The 17373-nt window shown below is 38.0% G+C and carries 16 protein-coding genes and 1 tRNA gene; 11 read left to right on the top strand and 6 right to left on the bottom strand.

Annotation, left to right across the window (positions count from 1 at the left end; all coding sequences use genetic code 11):
- Positions 1 to 268: 268 nt before the first annotated feature.
- From ACZ11_RS17670 to ACZ11_RS17650, 5 genes are all read right to left on the bottom strand, one after another.
- Positions 269 to 1723 carry an alanine/glycine:cation symporter family protein gene (locus ACZ11_RS17670; RefSeq protein ID WP_049667853.1) on the bottom strand — a complete coding sequence of 485 codons (1455 nt, stop codon included), beginning with the start codon at positions 1721 to 1723 and terminating at the stop codon, positions 269 to 271.
- Positions 1724 to 2222: 499 nt separating this feature from the next.
- A complete protein-coding gene (locus tag ACZ11_RS17665; RefSeq protein ID WP_049667852.1) occupies positions 2223 to 3440 on the bottom strand; it encodes an NAD(P)/FAD-dependent oxidoreductase in 1218 nt (405 codons plus the stop codon).
- Entirely contained in the window at positions 3430 to 3771 is a 342-nt protein-coding gene (locus tag ACZ11_RS17660; RefSeq protein ID WP_049667851.1) for a (2Fe-2S)-binding protein, read from the bottom strand. Before ACZ11_RS17660 ends, ACZ11_RS17665 begins: the two co-directional genes overlap by 11 nt.
- Positions 3771 to 4037, bottom strand: a complete 267-nt coding sequence (locus ACZ11_RS17655) for a (2Fe-2S)-binding protein (protein ID WP_049667850.1) — start codon at positions 4035 to 4037, stop codon at positions 3771 to 3773. Before ACZ11_RS17655 ends, ACZ11_RS17660 begins: the two co-directional genes overlap by 1 nt.
- 143 nt (positions 4038 to 4180) lie before the next feature.
- Positions 4181 to 5884, bottom strand: coding sequence for a sigma-54 interaction domain-containing protein (locus ACZ11_RS17650; protein WP_049667849.1), 1704 nt, complete (start codon positions 5882 to 5884; stop codon positions 4181 to 4183).
- A 153-nt stretch (positions 5885 to 6037) separates the two neighbouring features.
- Between ACZ11_RS17650 and ACZ11_RS17645 the strand changes: the two genes are divergently transcribed.
- The 5 genes from ACZ11_RS17645 (at position 6038) to ACZ11_RS17625 (ending at position 11678) form a co-directional block, all read left to right on the top strand.
- Positions 6038 to 7219 carry an NAD(P)/FAD-dependent oxidoreductase gene (locus tag ACZ11_RS17645; protein WP_049667848.1) on the top strand — a complete coding sequence of 394 codons (1182 nt, stop codon included), beginning with the start codon at positions 6038 to 6040 and terminating at the stop codon, positions 7217 to 7219.
- Entirely contained in the window at positions 7216 to 8235 is a 1020-nt protein-coding gene (locus ACZ11_RS17640; RefSeq protein WP_049667847.1) for a proline racemase family protein, read from the top strand. Before ACZ11_RS17645 ends, ACZ11_RS17640 begins: the two co-directional genes overlap by 4 nt.
- 14 nt (positions 8236 to 8249) lie before the next feature.
- Positions 8250 to 9122, top strand: a complete 873-nt coding sequence (locus tag ACZ11_RS17635; RefSeq protein WP_049667846.1) for a proline racemase family protein — start codon at positions 8250 to 8252, stop codon at positions 9120 to 9122.
- Positions 9123 to 9153: 31 nt separating this feature from the next.
- Positions 9154 to 10056: a 4-hydroxy-tetrahydrodipicolinate synthase gene (gene dapA / locus ACZ11_RS17630; protein WP_049667845.1), complete on the top strand. Its 903-nt coding sequence runs from the start codon at positions 9154 to 9156 to the stop codon at positions 10054 to 10056.
- A 137-nt stretch (positions 10057 to 10193) separates the two neighbouring features.
- Positions 10194 to 11678, top strand: a complete 1485-nt coding sequence (locus tag ACZ11_RS17625; protein ID WP_049667844.1) for an aldehyde dehydrogenase family protein — start codon at positions 10194 to 10196, stop codon at positions 11676 to 11678.
- Positions 11679 to 11806: 128 nt separating this feature from the next.
- Here ACZ11_RS17625 and rpoN read toward each other — a convergent pair whose 3' ends face one another.
- On the bottom strand, positions 11807 to 13093 hold the full coding sequence (rpoN, locus tag ACZ11_RS17620; RefSeq protein ID WP_049667843.1) for an RNA polymerase factor sigma-54: 1287 nt from the start codon (positions 13091 to 13093) through the stop codon (positions 11807 to 11809).
- Between the two features lie 584 nt (positions 13094 to 13677).
- On the opposite strand from rpoN, the gene ACZ11_RS17615 reads away from it, so the two are divergent.
- From ACZ11_RS17615 to tsaD, 6 genes are all read left to right on the top strand, one after another.
- A tRNA-Asp gene (locus ACZ11_RS17615) sits at positions 13678 to 13753 on the top strand.
- A gap of 223 nt (positions 13754 to 13976) precedes the next feature.
- Entirely contained in the window at positions 13977 to 14312 is a 336-nt protein-coding gene (locus ACZ11_RS17610) for an arginyl-tRNA synthetase (protein ID WP_049667842.1), read from the top strand.
- A gap of 290 nt (positions 14313 to 14602) precedes the next feature.
- Positions 14603 to 15052: a tRNA (adenosine(37)-N6)-threonylcarbamoyltransferase complex ATPase subunit type 1 TsaE gene (tsaE, locus tag ACZ11_RS17605; RefSeq protein ID WP_201778548.1), complete on the top strand. Its 450-nt coding sequence runs from the start codon at positions 14603 to 14605 to the stop codon at positions 15050 to 15052.
- Positions 15049 to 15756, top strand: coding sequence for a tRNA (adenosine(37)-N6)-threonylcarbamoyltransferase complex dimerization subunit type 1 TsaB (gene tsaB, locus ACZ11_RS17600; protein ID WP_049667840.1), 708 nt, complete (start codon positions 15049 to 15051; stop codon positions 15754 to 15756). The genes tsaE and tsaB overlap by 4 nt, the downstream gene beginning before the upstream one ends.
- Complete coding sequence (rimI, locus tag ACZ11_RS17595) at positions 15749 to 16201, top strand: ribosomal protein S18-alanine N-acetyltransferase (protein WP_049667839.1); 453 nt, start codon at positions 15749 to 15751, stop codon at positions 16199 to 16201. The genes tsaB and rimI overlap by 8 nt, the downstream gene beginning before the upstream one ends.
- Positions 16201 to 17217: a tRNA (adenosine(37)-N6)-threonylcarbamoyltransferase complex transferase subunit TsaD gene (gene tsaD / locus ACZ11_RS17590; protein ID WP_082172838.1), complete on the top strand. Its 1017-nt coding sequence runs from the start codon at positions 16201 to 16203 to the stop codon at positions 17215 to 17217. Before rimI ends, tsaD begins: the two co-directional genes overlap by 1 nt.
- Positions 17218 to 17373 lie beyond the last annotated feature (156 nt).

Genomic DNA, 17373 nt, shown 5'->3' with positions numbered 1-17373 from the left:
GGGGCTTCCCCCTGTGAGAGTAGGACGTCGCTAGGCAATGAAAACAGTCAGCTGAGTGCTGGCTGTTTTTTATTGTTAAAGAAACGGCATAGGCTAAAGTACTATATCCTCGTGGTCGCTTCAATCCCTAGGGTTGGATGTAAACGGACACTTAAACTCAAATGTTCAAATGATGTAATTTACCATCGACAAGAAATTAAAACTGTTGGCAATTAAACAATGAAAGAGCAACTACAAACCATTATAGTTTTTGTAGTTGCTCTTTTTTCTATTTGTTATGTTTATGTTTGTTACTGTACTCTATCCAGAAATCAGCATTTTCAATGCCTACTTCTCGCGGATCAAAAATCGGATCGAGCCCAGCCTTCTTTTGACGGTCGTAATCACGCAAAACTTTTATAGCTGGTTTTGTTAATAAGACAATGGCAATAAAGTTTAAATAACTCATACTGCCGAATCCGATATCTCCAAGACCCCACATCAAACTAACAGATTGAACACTTCCAATATAAACTACAATTAAGAAGACAAATTTTAAAACTAATTTTAATACTGGGTATTGCAGTTTTTTATCTAAATATACGATGGTAGTTTCTGCGATATAGTAGTAGGCCATTAAAGTTGTAAATGCAAAAAGGAAAATGGCTATAGCCACGAAACCACTACCAAAATCATTAAACACAGTAGAGACTGCCGCTTGTGTATAAGCAGTACCTGCCACAACGCCAGGAATGTTTTCAACTAGAGGCGCTGTTGCTCCAGGAGGTGTTACATTATACATACCTGTAATTAAAATCATTAAAGCAGTTGCTGTACACACGATAATAGTATCAATGTAAATCGAGAAACCTTGCACTAATCCTTGTTTAGCTGGATGGGATACTTCAGCAGCGGCAGAACTGAATGTTGCTTCACCAGCTCCAGCAACATTTGAAAATACTGAACGTCTTACACCCCAAGCGATGGCAGTACCAATTATACCCCCAAATATTTCGTTCGTACCAAATGCACTTGTAAAAATTAATTTAATCATATTAGGAATTTCACTTGCATGAGCACCTAAAATAATAAGTGTTAAAAGAACGTAGGCAAGCGCCATGATAGGCACAATTTTATCGGCAACTCGAGCAATACGTTTAACACCACCAAAAATTATTAGTCCTAAAAGGACAACAATCACTATACCCGTTATATATGGAGAAATATTAAATGCTGTACTAAATGAAGTGGCAATTGTATTTGCTTGAATACCGGGTACTAAAATGCCATAAGAAATACAAATAACAAGTGCTACAAAAATAGCGAAACCTTTAAGTTTTAAACCTTTTTCAATATAAAACGGTGATCCACCACGATATTGATTATCTGCTTTTTCTTTATAAACCTGTGCTAGTGTTGATTCAATGAAAGCGCTTGCCCCTCCAAGAAACGCCATCACACACATCCAAAAAACTGCACCTGGTCCACCAGCCGCAATAGCAGTAGCTACCCCTGCGATATTACCGACCCCAACACGTCCAGATAATGCCATACAAAAAGCTTGGAAAGATGATATTCCTTCATTTGATTCTTTTCGTTCACGCAATAATCGTATCATTTCTGGAATATAACGAAATTGTACAGCTCGAGTCAGAATAGTAAAATACAAACCTACACCTAATGCTAAATAAACGAGTGCATTTCCCCAAATGTAATCGACTAACGTATTAATGATTGCTTCCAAATTATTTCCCCCTTGAACAACTAATTCTTTTTTTATGTTCATAAATTCCTTGCGCTATGGGCATTTCCCTAAGATTGTATACTTCCATTTCCTACTAAAATCGTTTTACTACATAGCTATCGTTAGGGATTACTCAAGCTTAAATTTATGAATTGAAGATAATAGTTAAAAAATACCTCCCTTCAAAACTTCCCTCCCTTATAATTCTTAATGCATTTTTTATGCCATAAAAAAATGCTCTTCATCAAAATATGTTCTTGATTACACACTTCACTCCGAGAACGCTTTACGGGGGCGTCTTAAGCAAGATGTCAAAAAAATCTTTTTCTTATAAATCTAAAAAAAATCCTTTTCTCCGTGTTATGAGAAAAAGATTTTTTTAGGTTGTTATGCTGTTTACGCTGACTCGAATGCTTGCTGCGTGTAAATGTAACACAGTGTAATATTCTAATTGCTAAATGTTATACACTTTTTTGTTTTGTCTAAAATACTGACAGTTTTATTTGGTAACTTTTAGAAATGACTCTGTCCAAATTTTTTTCAATTGTTGGCGACCTGCTAGAACTTCTGGATGGAACTGAATATGTGCGTTAGCCCTTGTAGTCTCTACATCTTCAATAGCGCGTTGAATTTCTTGCTTTGTAGTGCCAGTATTTAATTTATATGCGATTGTAAGCGCAGCAACTTTGCCTTGTGCTAATGCAACTTTTGCTCCTTCAATACCAGTAATATTGCCCGCAACATGCAGTCCCTCTAAGTTAGTTTCCATTTGCTCATTATGTAACGGGATAAACCCACCTAATTGTTCAATATAATGGAATGGACAACCTGCTAAAGAAGCAAGTTCTGCTAAAGGATATAAACCGCCAGCTATACAAACAAAATCTGCTTTAATGCGTTTTTCGCTGCCAAGAACGATGGAGCCATCAGTATTTACTGTTGCAATGACTACACCTTCTACTTGATCTTTGCCAACTATTTCGACGACTGCTTTTCGTAACATAATTGGAATATCCCACATTTTTACTCCATTTTTTGGATAGAAGGTAATACCTAACTTCTTCATAAATTCATTTTTCATAAATTTACTTCCGATTTTAACAAGGGGAGAGGGGGCCATCTGAGATACATGTAGTAATGAATTCATGACCTCTAGAGGGTTTCCACTATCCTCTGTTAATAAGTTGGTAGCGGGTAATGTGATAGCTGCTACTTGAACGCTTGCGATTTGTAATTCCATCGCGATGGCTGAGGAAAGTACGTTAACGCCAATAATGACCCCACGTTTGCCGGGCTTTACACGATGTACATTTGTCATTACTTGTGCAGCCCCTACAGACATTACGCCAGGAAGTGTCCAACCTGGAATTGGGAATGGAGATTCAGCGGCACCTGTAGCTAACAGAAGCTGCCTTGTACGAAATACACCTTTATTTGTATGGACGGTCCACTCTTGCTCAATTTTTTCTAAATCTGAAACGCTCGTTTGTAGTAAAAGTTCGACATTGAGAGCTTTTGCACGTTCAAATAAACGCTTAGATACTGCAATGCCATTCCACCATTTCCCTGGACTTTCTTCATATAATTGTCCAAGTAAGCGTCCTCCTGCATATAAGTATTCATCAATGACAAGAACAGCTATATTTTTTTCTGCTAATGTAATAGCGGCAGAAAGCCCAGCAGGACCAGCACCAATAATAATTACTTTATTTTTCATTGTTTTTCCTCCAGTCACGGACCGACGTAGGAAGTGTCTTACCACTTTTCACAACTATGCCATCAGAGACAGGGGTTATACATGCGCGTTCTCCTTCTAAGCCGTTGACATTGACGCGACACTCAAAGCAGTGACCAATATTACAGTAGATGCCACGTGGTTGACCTGTTTCTTCATGGACACGTAAGGTGCGAATACCATTTGCAAGTAGAGCAGCTGCTAAGGATTCACCTTTGTATCCCTCATATTCTTGGTCATCAAAAATGAAAGACACTTTGTCTTTTGAAGGTAAAACCCCTAAAACAGGGTGATTCATAATACGTTCAGTCATTATTTAACCTCCCCTAGTTCGGCAAACCGCACAGGACGAATTGGTGCCTGATATTTTAATGAAATTTCACTGTCTTGGCGTGGGTGATGTTTGTGTGCGATGTGATCGACCATTGTACGACAAGTACGACCACCACAATAGCCCATAGCTGCCCGCGTTCGTAGCTTAAGTTCACGAGCAGAGCAATTATTTTCAGATGCTACTTCTACAAGTTCATCGTAGCTAACTTCTTCACAACGACATACAATCATAGATTTATTTTGCATAACTACACCCCTAATTAAGGAATTTTATTTACATATTAGTTACTGCAAGAACTGTGCCATGAAGTGTTTTTGGACGTACATTAATGTCTTGACGCATTTCGAAAGAAAAAAGTGTATAAAATTATTTACATTAATTTTAAAAATTAGACATCAATGTTTAATTTTTTTAATCGATTGTATAATGTAGCCCGAGTAATGCCTAAATTTTTAGCACAGATTTTTTTATTGCCATTTACGAGAGCAAGCTGCTCTGAAATAATATCACGTTCATAATGCTCTAGTTGATTGCTTAGTTGCGTCCCTTGTGGAAAATCTTTTCGCACATTGAGTTCACTTTTTGGAACGGCTTCTAAAATATCAGCAGGTAAATCTTCAATATGAATGGCCCCTTCATCAGAAAAAACAACGAGGCGTTCTATAACATTACCTAGTTCACGAACATTTCCTGGCCATTGATACTGCAAAAGAATCTGTGCAATTTCAGGAGGAATTCCTTGAATGGGCCGATTGTATTTAATGGATTTTTCATATAAGAAGTAGTTACTAATCTCCAAAATATCTGAAGCCCGTTCACGAAGTGGAGGTACTGTGAAATTTACGACATTTAAACGATAATATAAATCTTCTCTGAATTTCCCTTCTTCCACCATTTGCTTCAGATCCCTGTTAGTAGCGGCTACTAAGTTAAAATCGACATCCATTTCTTTTGTGCCGCCTACTGCATAAAATGTTTTTTCCTGCAGCAATCGTAAAATCTTTACTTGCATATCTAAAGGCATTTCTCCAATTTCATCTAAAAACAGTGTACCTCCTCGTGCAAGTTCAACTTTTCCTTTTTTTCCTTTTTGATGTGCCCCAGAAAAGGCTCCTTTTTCATAACCAAAAATCTCACTTTCGAATAAGCCACTTGGAATGGCCCCACAGTTGATGGCTACAAATGGTGCATCTGGTTTTTCACGAATTGCGTGGACTGCACGTGCGAAAAGCTCTTTGCCGACGCCACTTTCTCCATAGATCAAAATATTTGCCTCGGTTTTTGCGACCTTTTTTACTTTTTCGAGCACCTTTTTAAGTGTGGGGCTATTACCACGAATAAGTGTAAATGGGTCATAGGCTAAGCCGTTCGTATTCATCTGTTTCTCTAAATTCAATAATTTTTCAGAAGTAATATGAAGCTCTTCGTTTAATTTTTTTACATGGGTAATGTCTGTTTCGGCTACGACTGCGCCTATCGTTTGATCGTTTAACATAACAGGATTGGAATTAATCATTACAACTAGATCTTCACGCGGAAAATGCTGTTGTTGATAAACGGATTTTCCATGCTGCAATGTATGTAAAATTTCAAGTTGATCTTCTTTAAAGAAATCTGTGATTGGCTTTCCAATAATATTTTCCCCAGATACGGAAAAAATTCTCTCCGCTCCCTTAGTCCAATAAACCACGTTTTGATTACGATCAATGACAGTACACGATTCATTAATCGTTTCTAAAATGGTATTTAAATAAGCGTTTATACACTCTAACTCATAAGCGAGATCGTACATCAAGGAATCTTTCGATAAATATCCTATATATTGCTTCGTTTCATCACGTATTAGTAAAAATTCACATTCCTCCAAATAATCAAGAGCTGTTTTGATTGGGCAATCCATGCGGACAATTTGACAGGCTATATAGTCAAAATCACTTTTCCTTTTACCTCGTTTCACTGCATAAGGCTTCTCATTTTCAATGACAAAGTACTGTATCTTGTCATCGTTAAGTATAGTCACGACATCCTCTATCGGGATAAAAGCCAAATTCAGTTTTAACATTTTATTCATAATTAAATGGTATGGATGCAAAATAAATCCCCCCTCATCATTCATTTGTCTAATTTTTTTGAATAATATAAATAATTTTGACACATACTACATAGTTTATCAAACAAATTCAGAATAGATAGATTGGCACGTTTTTTGCAGAATGTTAAGTGCTAGCAAAAAGGGGGGAGAGTCTTGCAGAAAACTCATCATGATATCGTAGTTATTGGCGGTGGTATTATTGGCGGTGCAATTGCTTATTATTGTGCAAAAGCGGGTCTAGAAATAATGGTACTCGAAAAAAATGAATTGGCGAGTGGTACATCTTCTCGCTGTGATGGAAATATTTTAGCTATAGATAAGGATCCGGGCTTTGACAGCCAGATGTCATTAGTAAGCCAGCAATTAGTACATGAGTTAGATAAAGATTTGGAAATTAAATTTGAATATCGCAACCCTGGGAGCATTCTTGTTTGTGAAAGTGATGTAGAAATGGAAGCCGCTCAGCAATGGGTAACTCGTCAACAAGAAGCAGGGTTGGATTTTAATATGTTAGATCGTTCGGACTTGCAAAACGAGTCGGAATTTTTTGCAGATGATTTGTATGGTGGATTGGAGTGTAAAACAGATTCAACAGTGAATCCGTATATGCTGACATTTTCTATGTTCCATTCAGCAGAAAAATTTGGTGCAAAAATACGAAAACATACAGAAGTTAAAAACATAAAGAAACAGCCAAGTGGCACGTTTTTAATCGAGACTAACGAAGGGATAATGACAGCCAATAAAGTTATTAATGCTTGTGGTATTTGGGCACCAACTATTGGACAAATGCTCGGTGTTGACGTACCTATTAAACCACGTAAAGGTCATATTATCGTTGCATCACGTCAGCAACCAGTAGGTCTAAGAAAGGTAATGGAATTCGGTTATTTGATTTCTAAATTCGGCGGAGAGCGTATAGTGGATGCGGATATCGAAAAATATGGAGTTGCTTTAGTATTTGAACCGACAGAAGCACAAAACTTTTTAATAGGGAGTAGTCGCCAATTTGTTGGTTTTGATACGAAAGTAAATCATGATGTCGTGAAAATGATTGCCAGACGTGCAGTACGCTTTTATCCGAAAATCGCCGATATGTCGGTTATTCGTACATATGCGGGGCTAAGACCATGGACAGAGGATCATTTACCAATTATTTGCGAAGTAGAGGAGGTACCGGGCTTCTACATAGCGGCAGGGCATGAAGGGGATGGTATTAGCTTAGCGGCAGTCACAGGAAAGCTTGTGCAAGAATTGTTACAACACAAAGATACATGTATTCCTACAGAGCCAGTAAATATAAATCGATTTAAGAAAGGAGTAATCCACATATGAAATTTCAAAAGTTATTTACAACAATTGATACCCATACAGGTGGAAATCCAACACGTTCACTCATTAGTGGCATGCCGCAGCTTGAAGGTAAAACGATGTCGGACAAAATGCTTTATATGCAAAAGCACTTTGACTGGATCCGAAAATTTCTTATGAACGAGCCTCGAGGACATAGCGTCATGTCAGGTGTTATTATTACGGAACCTTGCCATCCAGAAGCTGATTTAGGTGTGATTTATATTGAAACGGGTGGCTACTTACCAATGTGTGGGCATGACACAATTGGGGTTTGCACAGCTCTTGTTGAATCGAATTTAATTGAGGTTCAAATCCCTTATACACATATTAAATTGGACACCCCAGCAGGTTTAATTGATGTAAAAATTAAAGTAGAAGATGGCGTGGCTAAGGAAGTAACGTTTAAAAACGTACCTTCTTTTCTATTAAAGACAGTTGAAATTGAAGACACCGAACTCGGTATTGTTGAATGTGAAATTGCATATGGTGGTAATTTTTACGGCATTATAGATGCTAGAAAAATAGATCTCGATTTATCAGTAGAAAATGCTACGAATATTATTAATACAGGTATTCGTCTTCGCAATGCCGTGAATGCCAAGGAAGAGATCGTACATCCTGAGTTTTCGTTTATTCATGGGTTAACGCATATCGAGTTTTATACAGATCCAGTAAATGAGTTAGCGGATTTAAAAAATACAGTCGTTGTACCGCCGGGCGGCATTGATCGCTCGCCATGTGGTACAGGTACTTCAGCTAAAATTGCGACTCTTTACACGAAAAATGAGCTCGCTATTAATGAACCGTTCATTTATGAAAGTATTGTAGGTACATTGTTTCAAGCACGTGTACTAGAGGAAGTAGCTGTTGGTGATTTAACAGCTGTTATCCCAGAAATAACAGGATCTGCATGGGTAATGGGTATGCATCGATTCTTTTACAATGATCAGGACCCGTTAAAAGAAGGCTACCTGATGATTCCACCAATGGATCACTAAAGGAGGTTAGATATATGAACTATCATAAATCTTTTCAAACGATTGATACACAGGTAGTCGGAGAAGCCTTTCGCATAGTCGTGCAATCGCCTATCGTAATTTCTCAGGAAAATATAGTGGAAGCGGCTAATGCACTAAATACACAATTTGAAAATACAAAACAACTTCTATTAAATGAACCACGTGGGCATCGTGGTATGAACGGATGCATTACCTTGCCATCAGCTGTTGCATCATTCCGTTTATTATTTTTTCAGCATGATGCTTCTACAGATTTTAAGTATGAGGCACTTGTAGCTACGACGACAGCATTAATAGAGCTTGGAACAATTGAAGTGTCAGAGAATGATATTTATTCGATTGAAACAGTAAAAGGTATTTATGAAGTAAATGTACAACTTTCTGAGAAAAAGGATGCAGTACTGTCAGTTCATTTAACAGTGAAGCCAGCGCTTGTAGAAGACGAGTTTGTAGTGGTAGATGGTGAGCGACGTTATATTGTTTTAGAAAAGCCACAACAATTTAAGGCACTTGCCCTAGAAGAGCTAGCAAATATTAGTACTTGGGGAGTAAACGAGAGTATCAAATATAGTGCAGCTGATGGTGTCATTTTGTATGAAAAAGTAGACAGGGAAGTGCGTTCAGTAACATTTGAACGTGATGGCTATATTCTTCGCTCGCCAAGTGTAGATAGTACACTTGCATTAATAGCAGTCTTAGGCGATGAGGCTGTTCAAAAAAATAACAGTATTTTTTGCAGTTGTATTGAAATTGTAAACAAACATGAGGTTGGCTACGAAATTGCATTAACAGGATATATCACAGGAATCCATCAATTTGTAGTAGACAGTGAAGATCCGCTACAACAAGGATTTGTCATTGTGTAAATATTATTGAATTACTTAGGAGGAAAGAAGTATGAAAAAATTAGAGGGTGCATTTCCAGTATTAGTAACGCCAATGTTAAACCAAACAGACATCGATTGGGATGGCTTCCGCCAAAACATCGAGAGTTTTATTGATGCAGGGGTAACAGGTATTGCCATAAACGGCAGTACAGGCGAATTCGTAAGTTTATCTAAAGAAGAGCGCTTTAAAGCGGTAGAAGTAGCAGTTGATCAAATTAAAGGTCGTATTACATTAATTGTTGGTACGGCTGCAGAAACAACAGCGGGGGCAATCGAGTATACACAACAAGCTGAACAAGCAGGAGCAGATGCAGCTTTACTCATTAACTCTTATTACGCACATCCAAAAGATGAAGAAATCTATTTACATTTTAAATCAGTGGCAGAATCAGTAAGCTTTCCAATTATGATTTATAATAATCCATTCACTTCTGGTGTGGATATTGGCTTAGAAACAATATTAAAAGTTGGCCGAGACGTACCAAATATTACACATATTAAAGAATCGAGCGGTAGCATTGGCAAAGCGCGTGATATTGTGCGTCAAGGACGAGACAACATTAAAGTGTTCTGTGGTTCAGAAGATTTAGCAATTGAATCATTCCTTGTTGGTGCTGTTGGTTGGATTTCTGTATCAGGAAACATCGTGCCAGAACTTGTAACGGAATTATATAACAATGTAAAAGACGGCAATCTGGATGAAGCCTGGGCTATTTATGATCGTTTATTACCATTATGTGCGTTTTTAGAAGGATCAGGTAAATACGTACAAATTGCAAAGCGTGCTATGGAATTAAAAGGTTGGGCGGGTGGACCTTGCCGTTTACCACGTCTTCCATTAACTGAGGAAGAAGATGCACAACTAAAAGCAATCTTGGCTGACTTAGACGTACTTGTTATCGAGCATAAGTAATTTTGAAAGGAATCGTGTCTGCCCTCGTGCAGGCCTGGGACAATTCAAAATCCAGACGCAATGCTTATCTGTAGCGAAAGCGAAGCGACAGCTACAATGAAGCTAAGGTGAAATTGATGATAAGAAGGGGTGGCAAAATGGAGGCATTATTAACATTGAAACCAAAGGTGAAGGAATTTTTACAATCGACAATTGGTTTATATATTAATGGTGAATATGTACATTCTCAATCAGGTAAAACATTTGAAGTATTAAACCCGGCAAATGAAGAAGTAATTGCAACAGTACATGAAGCACAAGCTAAAGATATCGATATAGCTGTACTGGCTGCACAAAAAGCATTTGATGATGAATGGTCCATCATGGATGCAGCAGAACGCTCACGTATTATTTATAAATTTGCAGACTTACTAGAGGAGCATCGGGAAGAACTTGCACAGCTAGAATCATTAGATAATGGTAAGCCATACAAAACGGCTTTAGCTGATGATGTGGACGGTACTGTACAACATTTCCGTTACTATGCAGGATGGGCAACAAAAATTACAGGAAAAACGGTGCAAGTATCAAAGGATTACTTAAATTACATTGTCCATGAGCCAGTAGGGGTTGTAGGGCAAATCATTCCATGGAATTTTCCGCTTGCAATGGCTGCATGGAAATTAGGCTCGGCATTAGCGGTAGGTTGTACAGTTGTTATTAAACCGGCAGCGGAAACGCCACTATCCTTATTGTATGTAGGTCAATTAATGAAACAAGCCGGCTTCCCAGATGGTGTTGTGAACATTGTACCAGGTACAGGTGAAGCAGGTGAGGCTGTTGTTACACATAAAGGTGTAGTCAAGGTAGCATTCACTGGATCCACAAAGACAGGAATTCACGTCATGAAAAAAGCAGCAGACGATGTGAAAAGTGTAACATTGGAGCTTGGGGGTAAATCTCCAGCAATCGTTTTACAAGATGCGGACGTAGAAGAAGCAATAGAAGGAACATTTGCTGGGACAATGTACAATCACGGACAAAATTGTAGTGCATGTACAAGGGTCTTTGTACACAGTAGCTTATACGATCAGTTTGTTGAACGACTTGCAGAAAAAGCAAAAGTATTAAAATTAGGACCAGGGCTAGATCCAGAAACAGATATGGGGCCACTTGTTTCAAAAAAACAACTGAATACAGTACTTGGTTTTATTGAAAAAGGAAGAGAGGAAGGTGCACGTCTAGTAGCAGGCGGAAAGCGTGAATTTAACAAAGGTTATTTCGTACAACCAACTGTATTTGCTGACGTACAGGATGATATGACAATTGCTCGTGAAGAAATATTCGGACCGGTTATGTCTATTTTCTCATTTGACACAGTAGAAGAAGTGATTGCTCGTGCAAATGATAGTAAGTATGGACTCGCAGCAAGCATTTGGACTGAAAATGTGAAAAAAGCACATTATATCGCTAGTAAGCTACAAGCAGGAACGGTGTGGATTAATGATTTTGGTTTAGAGTGGGAAACGATGCCATTCGGAGGTTACAAGCAATCAGGTGTTGGTCGCGAAATGGGCGGCGAATATGGCTTGTCCAACTATACAGAAGTTAAAAGTGTCTTCGTAAATATGAAGCAAAACTAAGCTGATTCTTCGGGCTCATCGTATGCCTTAGGGAAGTGCCCAGTCAGAACGGAAATCAACTTCACTTTAGGGTGGTAAGCTTATAGGAAAAGGAGCTACCAAATTAAGAGTAGCTCCTTTTAAAATAGTTAATTAAATTGAATCATTTTACGTCTTGCAGATGACGGAATGTTCATTTCTTCACGGTATTTTGCAATTGTACGACGTGATATTTCAATACCAAGTGTGGTGTTGAAATGCTCGGCAATTTTTTGATCTGAGAAAGGCTTATTTTTATTTTCAGTTTTGATATAGTTTGATAAAAGCGATTTTACTTTTATTTGTGAGACACTATTACCGTTAGTTGTTTGTAATTTAGAAGTGAATAAATCTCGAAGTTCAAATATCCCAAAAGCCGTTTGTACATATTTATTCGTTGTCACTCGGCTAACTGTCGATTCATGTACTTCAATTTGTTCAGCAATTTCACGCAAGGTAAGAGGCTCTATAGCATCAAAGCCATGTGTAAAAAAGGCCTTTTGCTTTTCAATAAGTGCTTTTATGATTTTAATAATTGTATTTCGGCGCTGCTCAATACTGTTAACTAGCCATTGATAGTCTGATAAATACTTTTTAAAATAACTCTTTTCAGAAGAATTGGCAGTAATATATGGTGCATAGTCCGCATGTATATTAATTTTAGGTAAATAATAATCATTTAATGAAAAAGTGATGACGCCATCAATAATCTCAACAATAATATCCGGTGTATGATGATGTATAGCTTCCTGATAAAACAGTGAGCTAAGCTTAGGTTGCAAAGTTTGAATGAATTGATAAATCTCTTGTAATTCACAAAGTGATATATCTAATTCGTCGGCAATTTGTTTCCATTTTTGATTTGCAAGTTCATCAAGATAAAAGGAAATTACTGTTTCTGCATGGGCAGGGCTATTTTCATGATACATTGTTTGTAATAGTAGGCATTCTTTCAAATTCCGTGCCCCAACACCAAGTGGTCCAATGTTTTGTAATAAGTGAATACCCTTTTCGATTTCATGATCTTGATAAGTCGGCGTCATTGTTTGTTCATAGTAGCCGTTGTCATCCAAATGATAAATAATATGTTTAAGCAGTTTAATGTCCTTATCTTTATGCAAGGTTAGCTTAATTTCCTCAAATAAATCATCACGAATATTTTTTTCATATTTAGTTACATGTTCCAAGATACTTGTGTGACGGCTAACACCTTTTGAAAAATGTGTACGTTCTTGAAATATCGGTTCACTTAACTCTATTAATGGATTTTCGAGCTCTTGTTCACGAATATACTGTTCTAATTCTAGTGTAGAATATTGTAGTAACTCTATGGCTTGACGAAGTTGGGCAGTCATAACTAAATTCAAATCATGAGTTTGTTTAATAGAAAGTTGCATTTTAAAACCTCCATTCTCTATTTAAGTGCTTAAATCTATAGAAAATGATGCTATTGAGTATTAGTAACAATAATTTTTGACATTTTTAGAGTGATAAATGTCTATATTAAAGATATTTAAAATGTCTTAAAAAATGAACATTATTATGAGTGTGTATAAATAATGTAACAAGGCTCTTCACCAATATATGTACTTGACTGCGAATTTCATTCCGGGAGACGCTCTCCTTTGGTGTGGCCCGAGCCTCATGAGCACATCCGATTTTTGTACTCGTAATGCTACATGTAATTGTTCTAGTAGCGACATGTTATAATTCCCCCTTTTTAAATATACTGCAAGATTCGTGCCAAAAATTTAGAGCGAATAAGGTGTCAGCATGAGTATACATATATGTTTGTTGTGCAGGAGCTATCGTGCAATAAAAACAAAGGAGGGGGTTAATTTCCGTTGCTTTCTAGGGGGCGAGCCGTAAGCCTTCACTCCAATAACAAAATATCATCCCAAATTTTTGGTGATGCGCAAAAAAAACAAAAAAATATTGCATATGTTATTATTCTATGATATATTTATAAATGTCTTAAAGAGGTCCCGTGGTGTAGCGGTTAACATGCCTGCCTGTCACGCAGGAGATCGCCGGTTCGATCCCGGTCGGGACCGCCATTATAAACGATAATATAGTTCTTATGATGCTTTTAAATCATAAGAACTTTTTTTATTGTTTATATAAGGGAATTAATGGATATCGATAAAATTGGTTCTATAATATTTGTTCGGGTAACCATAGATTTTTAGATTAAAGTTTTTTCCCCGACACTTCACTTTTGGTACAGATAATCTACTTTTTATCGATTCCTTACGTATGAAGGAATTTGGAGGTGTTAGCATGCGAAATTATTTTCATATAAAACGTCTGAATATAAGCTTACTAATAGGTGCTCTTATAACACTAGCAGGCTGTGGAAATCCTATTTTAGACATAGAAGAGTCCAATGCGTACCATTGGCAGAAAAATATGAATGAAACAGAATTTGAAAAATTAAAAGAAGGTATGTCATATATGGAAGTGGTAAAAATTGCAGGAGGAGCAGGGGACAAAGTAAAAAAAGATCAATATCGCTGGAATGATGAAATACTTATGACAAAAACATATATAGTACAATTTAAAGATGATAAATTGGTTGATAAAAAGGTTACTGAGGTAAAGGGGCATAAAAAATAAGAGCGAGCGTTTTATCTTGATTCAGCATATAGTTTAGTATCGTCAGCGACAATTTAGCAAAGGCTTAATTGATGAGTAGATTCAGCTTGCCGACTACCCCATTATGAGTACTTACACAGGGCGAAAATAACTTTGTTTATGAGATACACAGTATTTATATTTTTGGTCGACAAGCTGAAACAATTACACTAAGGTGTAATTGTTTTTTTTGAAATCCATTGGATGTTTTGAACATTTACGCTTGTTTCGGTAAACTAGAAGTAATGGAGCTAGGAGAGGAATAAGAGATGATGTATGAAAAAATAATGAATTCACTTGATGATACTGAGAATTTTGCGTTGAAGCTAGCAAGCTTACTAGAAGCCCAGGATACAATTACATTAGAGGGTGATTTGGGCGCTGGTAAGACGACATTTACGAAAGCATTAGCGAAGGGACTTGGTGTGACGAGAACGGTCAATAGCCCGACATTTACGATTGTAAAGCAATATGAGGGGCGTTTACCATTTAATCATTTAGATGTTTATCGTTTAGCAGAAAGCGATGAGGATCTTGGATGGGACGAACTATTTTATGGTGATGCGGTGTCAGTTGTCGAGTGGGCTCATCTAATTGAACAGGATTTACCACTGGAGCGTCTTGGAATAGAAATTTATCGAATCGGAGAAAATCAACGACGATTTGTAGTGACACCTCTTGGAAAGCGATATGAGGCATTATGTGAGGAGCTAATGAAATGATTTGGTTAGGGATTGAAACAGCGAATGCACCACTTTCTATTGCTGTAATAAGGGATGGAAAAGTGATCGCAGAGATTGTACAAAATATAAAATTAACGCATTCAGCGGGTGCTATGCCAGCCATTGAAGAAGTACTAGCAAAGGCTGGCATAAAGCCAGGCGAGTTGGATGCGATTGCTGTATCAGAAGGACCTGGTTCTTATACAGGTGTACGAATAGGTGTGACGCTTGCTAAAACATTAGCATGGACATTGAAAAAGCCTTTAGTTGGAATATCTAGCTTAAAGGCATTGGCCGCAAATGCAGCACTATATGATGGGTTTATTTGTCCTGTTTTTGATGCGCGAAGAGGCAATGTCTATACGGCCGTTTATAAAGGTTGTGAGCTTGAAACAATTATAGAAGATTATCACGATCATATAGATGGTTTGTTAGTGCGTTTACAGGCTTTAGAGGCACCGATTTTATTTGTTGGAGCCGATGTAGATGTTTTTTGGCATAAAATCGTAGAGGTGCTAGGTGATTATGCGCAGCGCACACCATTTAGTAATGACTTACCACGAGCAAGTGAAACAGTTCGATTAGCGACGAAAGTGGAGCTACCAAGTGTGGATGCAGTTCATCATTTTGTCCCGCAATACAAACGTATTGCCGAGGCGGAGGCGAATTGGCTGAAGGAACAAAAGGAGAAGGCACATGAGTAGTAATGTAACATATCGAAAAATGGTATCTGAAGATGTACCAGTAGTGTATGAAATTGAGCTTGCTACATTTCCTACACCATGGACGTTAGATTCTTTTTATTATGAAGTGCATGAAAATCAGTATGCACATTATGTGCTAGCTATAGATGAATATAATAACATTATCGGTTTTTGTGGAATGTGGATGGTTATAGACGCAGCGCAAATTACGAACGTTGCGGTTATAGAGGCTGCTCGAGGTCGCGGAATTGGTGAAGGTTTAATGCGAGAGGCAATGCGTATTGCTAGAGACCATACTATGGAAGTTATGAGTTTAGAGGTACGAGTAACAAATATAGTTGCTCAAAATCTTTATCGAAAGCTTGATTTCCAAGATGGTGGCATACGTAAAGGCTATTATACAGATAACGGGGAGGATGCCCTTGTCATGTGGGTGAATTTATGATGGAAAATCGAATTATATTAGCAATAGAATCGAGCTGTGATGAAACAGCAGCAGCGATTATTCGAAATGGTTCTGAAATTGTTTCAAATGTGGTTGCATCTCAAATAGAAAGTCATAAACGATTTGGTGGGGTTGTACCTGAAATTGCATCTCGTCATCATGTTGAGCAAATTACAGTGGTCATAGAAGAAGCATTGGCTCAGGCAAATATGAAGCCAGATGATTTAGATGCTGTGGCAGTTACTGAGGGCCCCGGTCTTGTAGGTGCATTATTAATTGGAATTAATGCTGCGAAGGCCTTTGCATTTGCTAACAATTTACCAATTGTAGGTGTGCACCATATAGCTGGACATATATATGCTAATGCACTCGTGCAGCCAATGGAATTCCCATTGTTAGCACTTGTTGTATCAGGTGGCCATACAGAGCTAGTTTATATGAAAGAACATGGCTCTTTTGAAGTCATCGGTGAGACGAGAGATGATGCAGCTGGTGAAGCTTATGATAAGGTTGCGCGTGTATTAGGCTTACCGTATCCAGGTGGTCCGCGAATAGATAAATTAGCACATGAGGGAGAAGAGGCTGTATCTTTCCCAAGAGTCTGGTTAGAGGAAGATTCTTATGATTTTAGCTTTAGCGGCTTGAAATCAGCGGTTATTAATTACAAACATAACATGGACCAACGTGGTGAAGAAATTTGTCCGACTGCCGTTGCCAAAGGGTTTCAGGAAAGCGTAGTTGAAGTATTAACGGCGAAAACATTACGGGCAGCTCGCGAATATAAAGTGAAGCAGGTTATTGCAGCAGGTGGTGTAGCGGCTAATAAGGGCTTGCGTACATCACTTGATACAGTATTTGCTGAAGAAAACATACCATTTTTCGTGCCGCCATTAAAGATGTGTACAGATAATGCCGCTATGATAGGAGCAGCAGCAACACCTATGTTTGAAGCAGGTATTCGAGGCAATTTATCAATGAACGGTCGCCCTGGAATGGAATTAAAATCCTGGGTTTAACTTATTTCAGCGAGTGTCCAAGCACCCGCTGAAATAGAGGAACTAGTCTAAGAACGCCACGTCCTATGGTGGCATTACCGAAATGACCGACATCGTGTTGGCCCTCGTACTGGCCTAAGCACAAAGCCGATTCCAGACGAAATTATGCAGAGGCAT

Source organism: Lysinibacillus xylanilyticus, from assembly GCF_001183605.1.
Classification (GTDB): Bacteria; Bacillota; Bacilli; order Bacillales_A; family Planococcaceae; genus Lysinibacillus; species Lysinibacillus xylanilyticus.
Note: the sequence above shows the minus strand (reverse complement) of the source record. Positions and strands in the feature narration are given on the sequence as shown.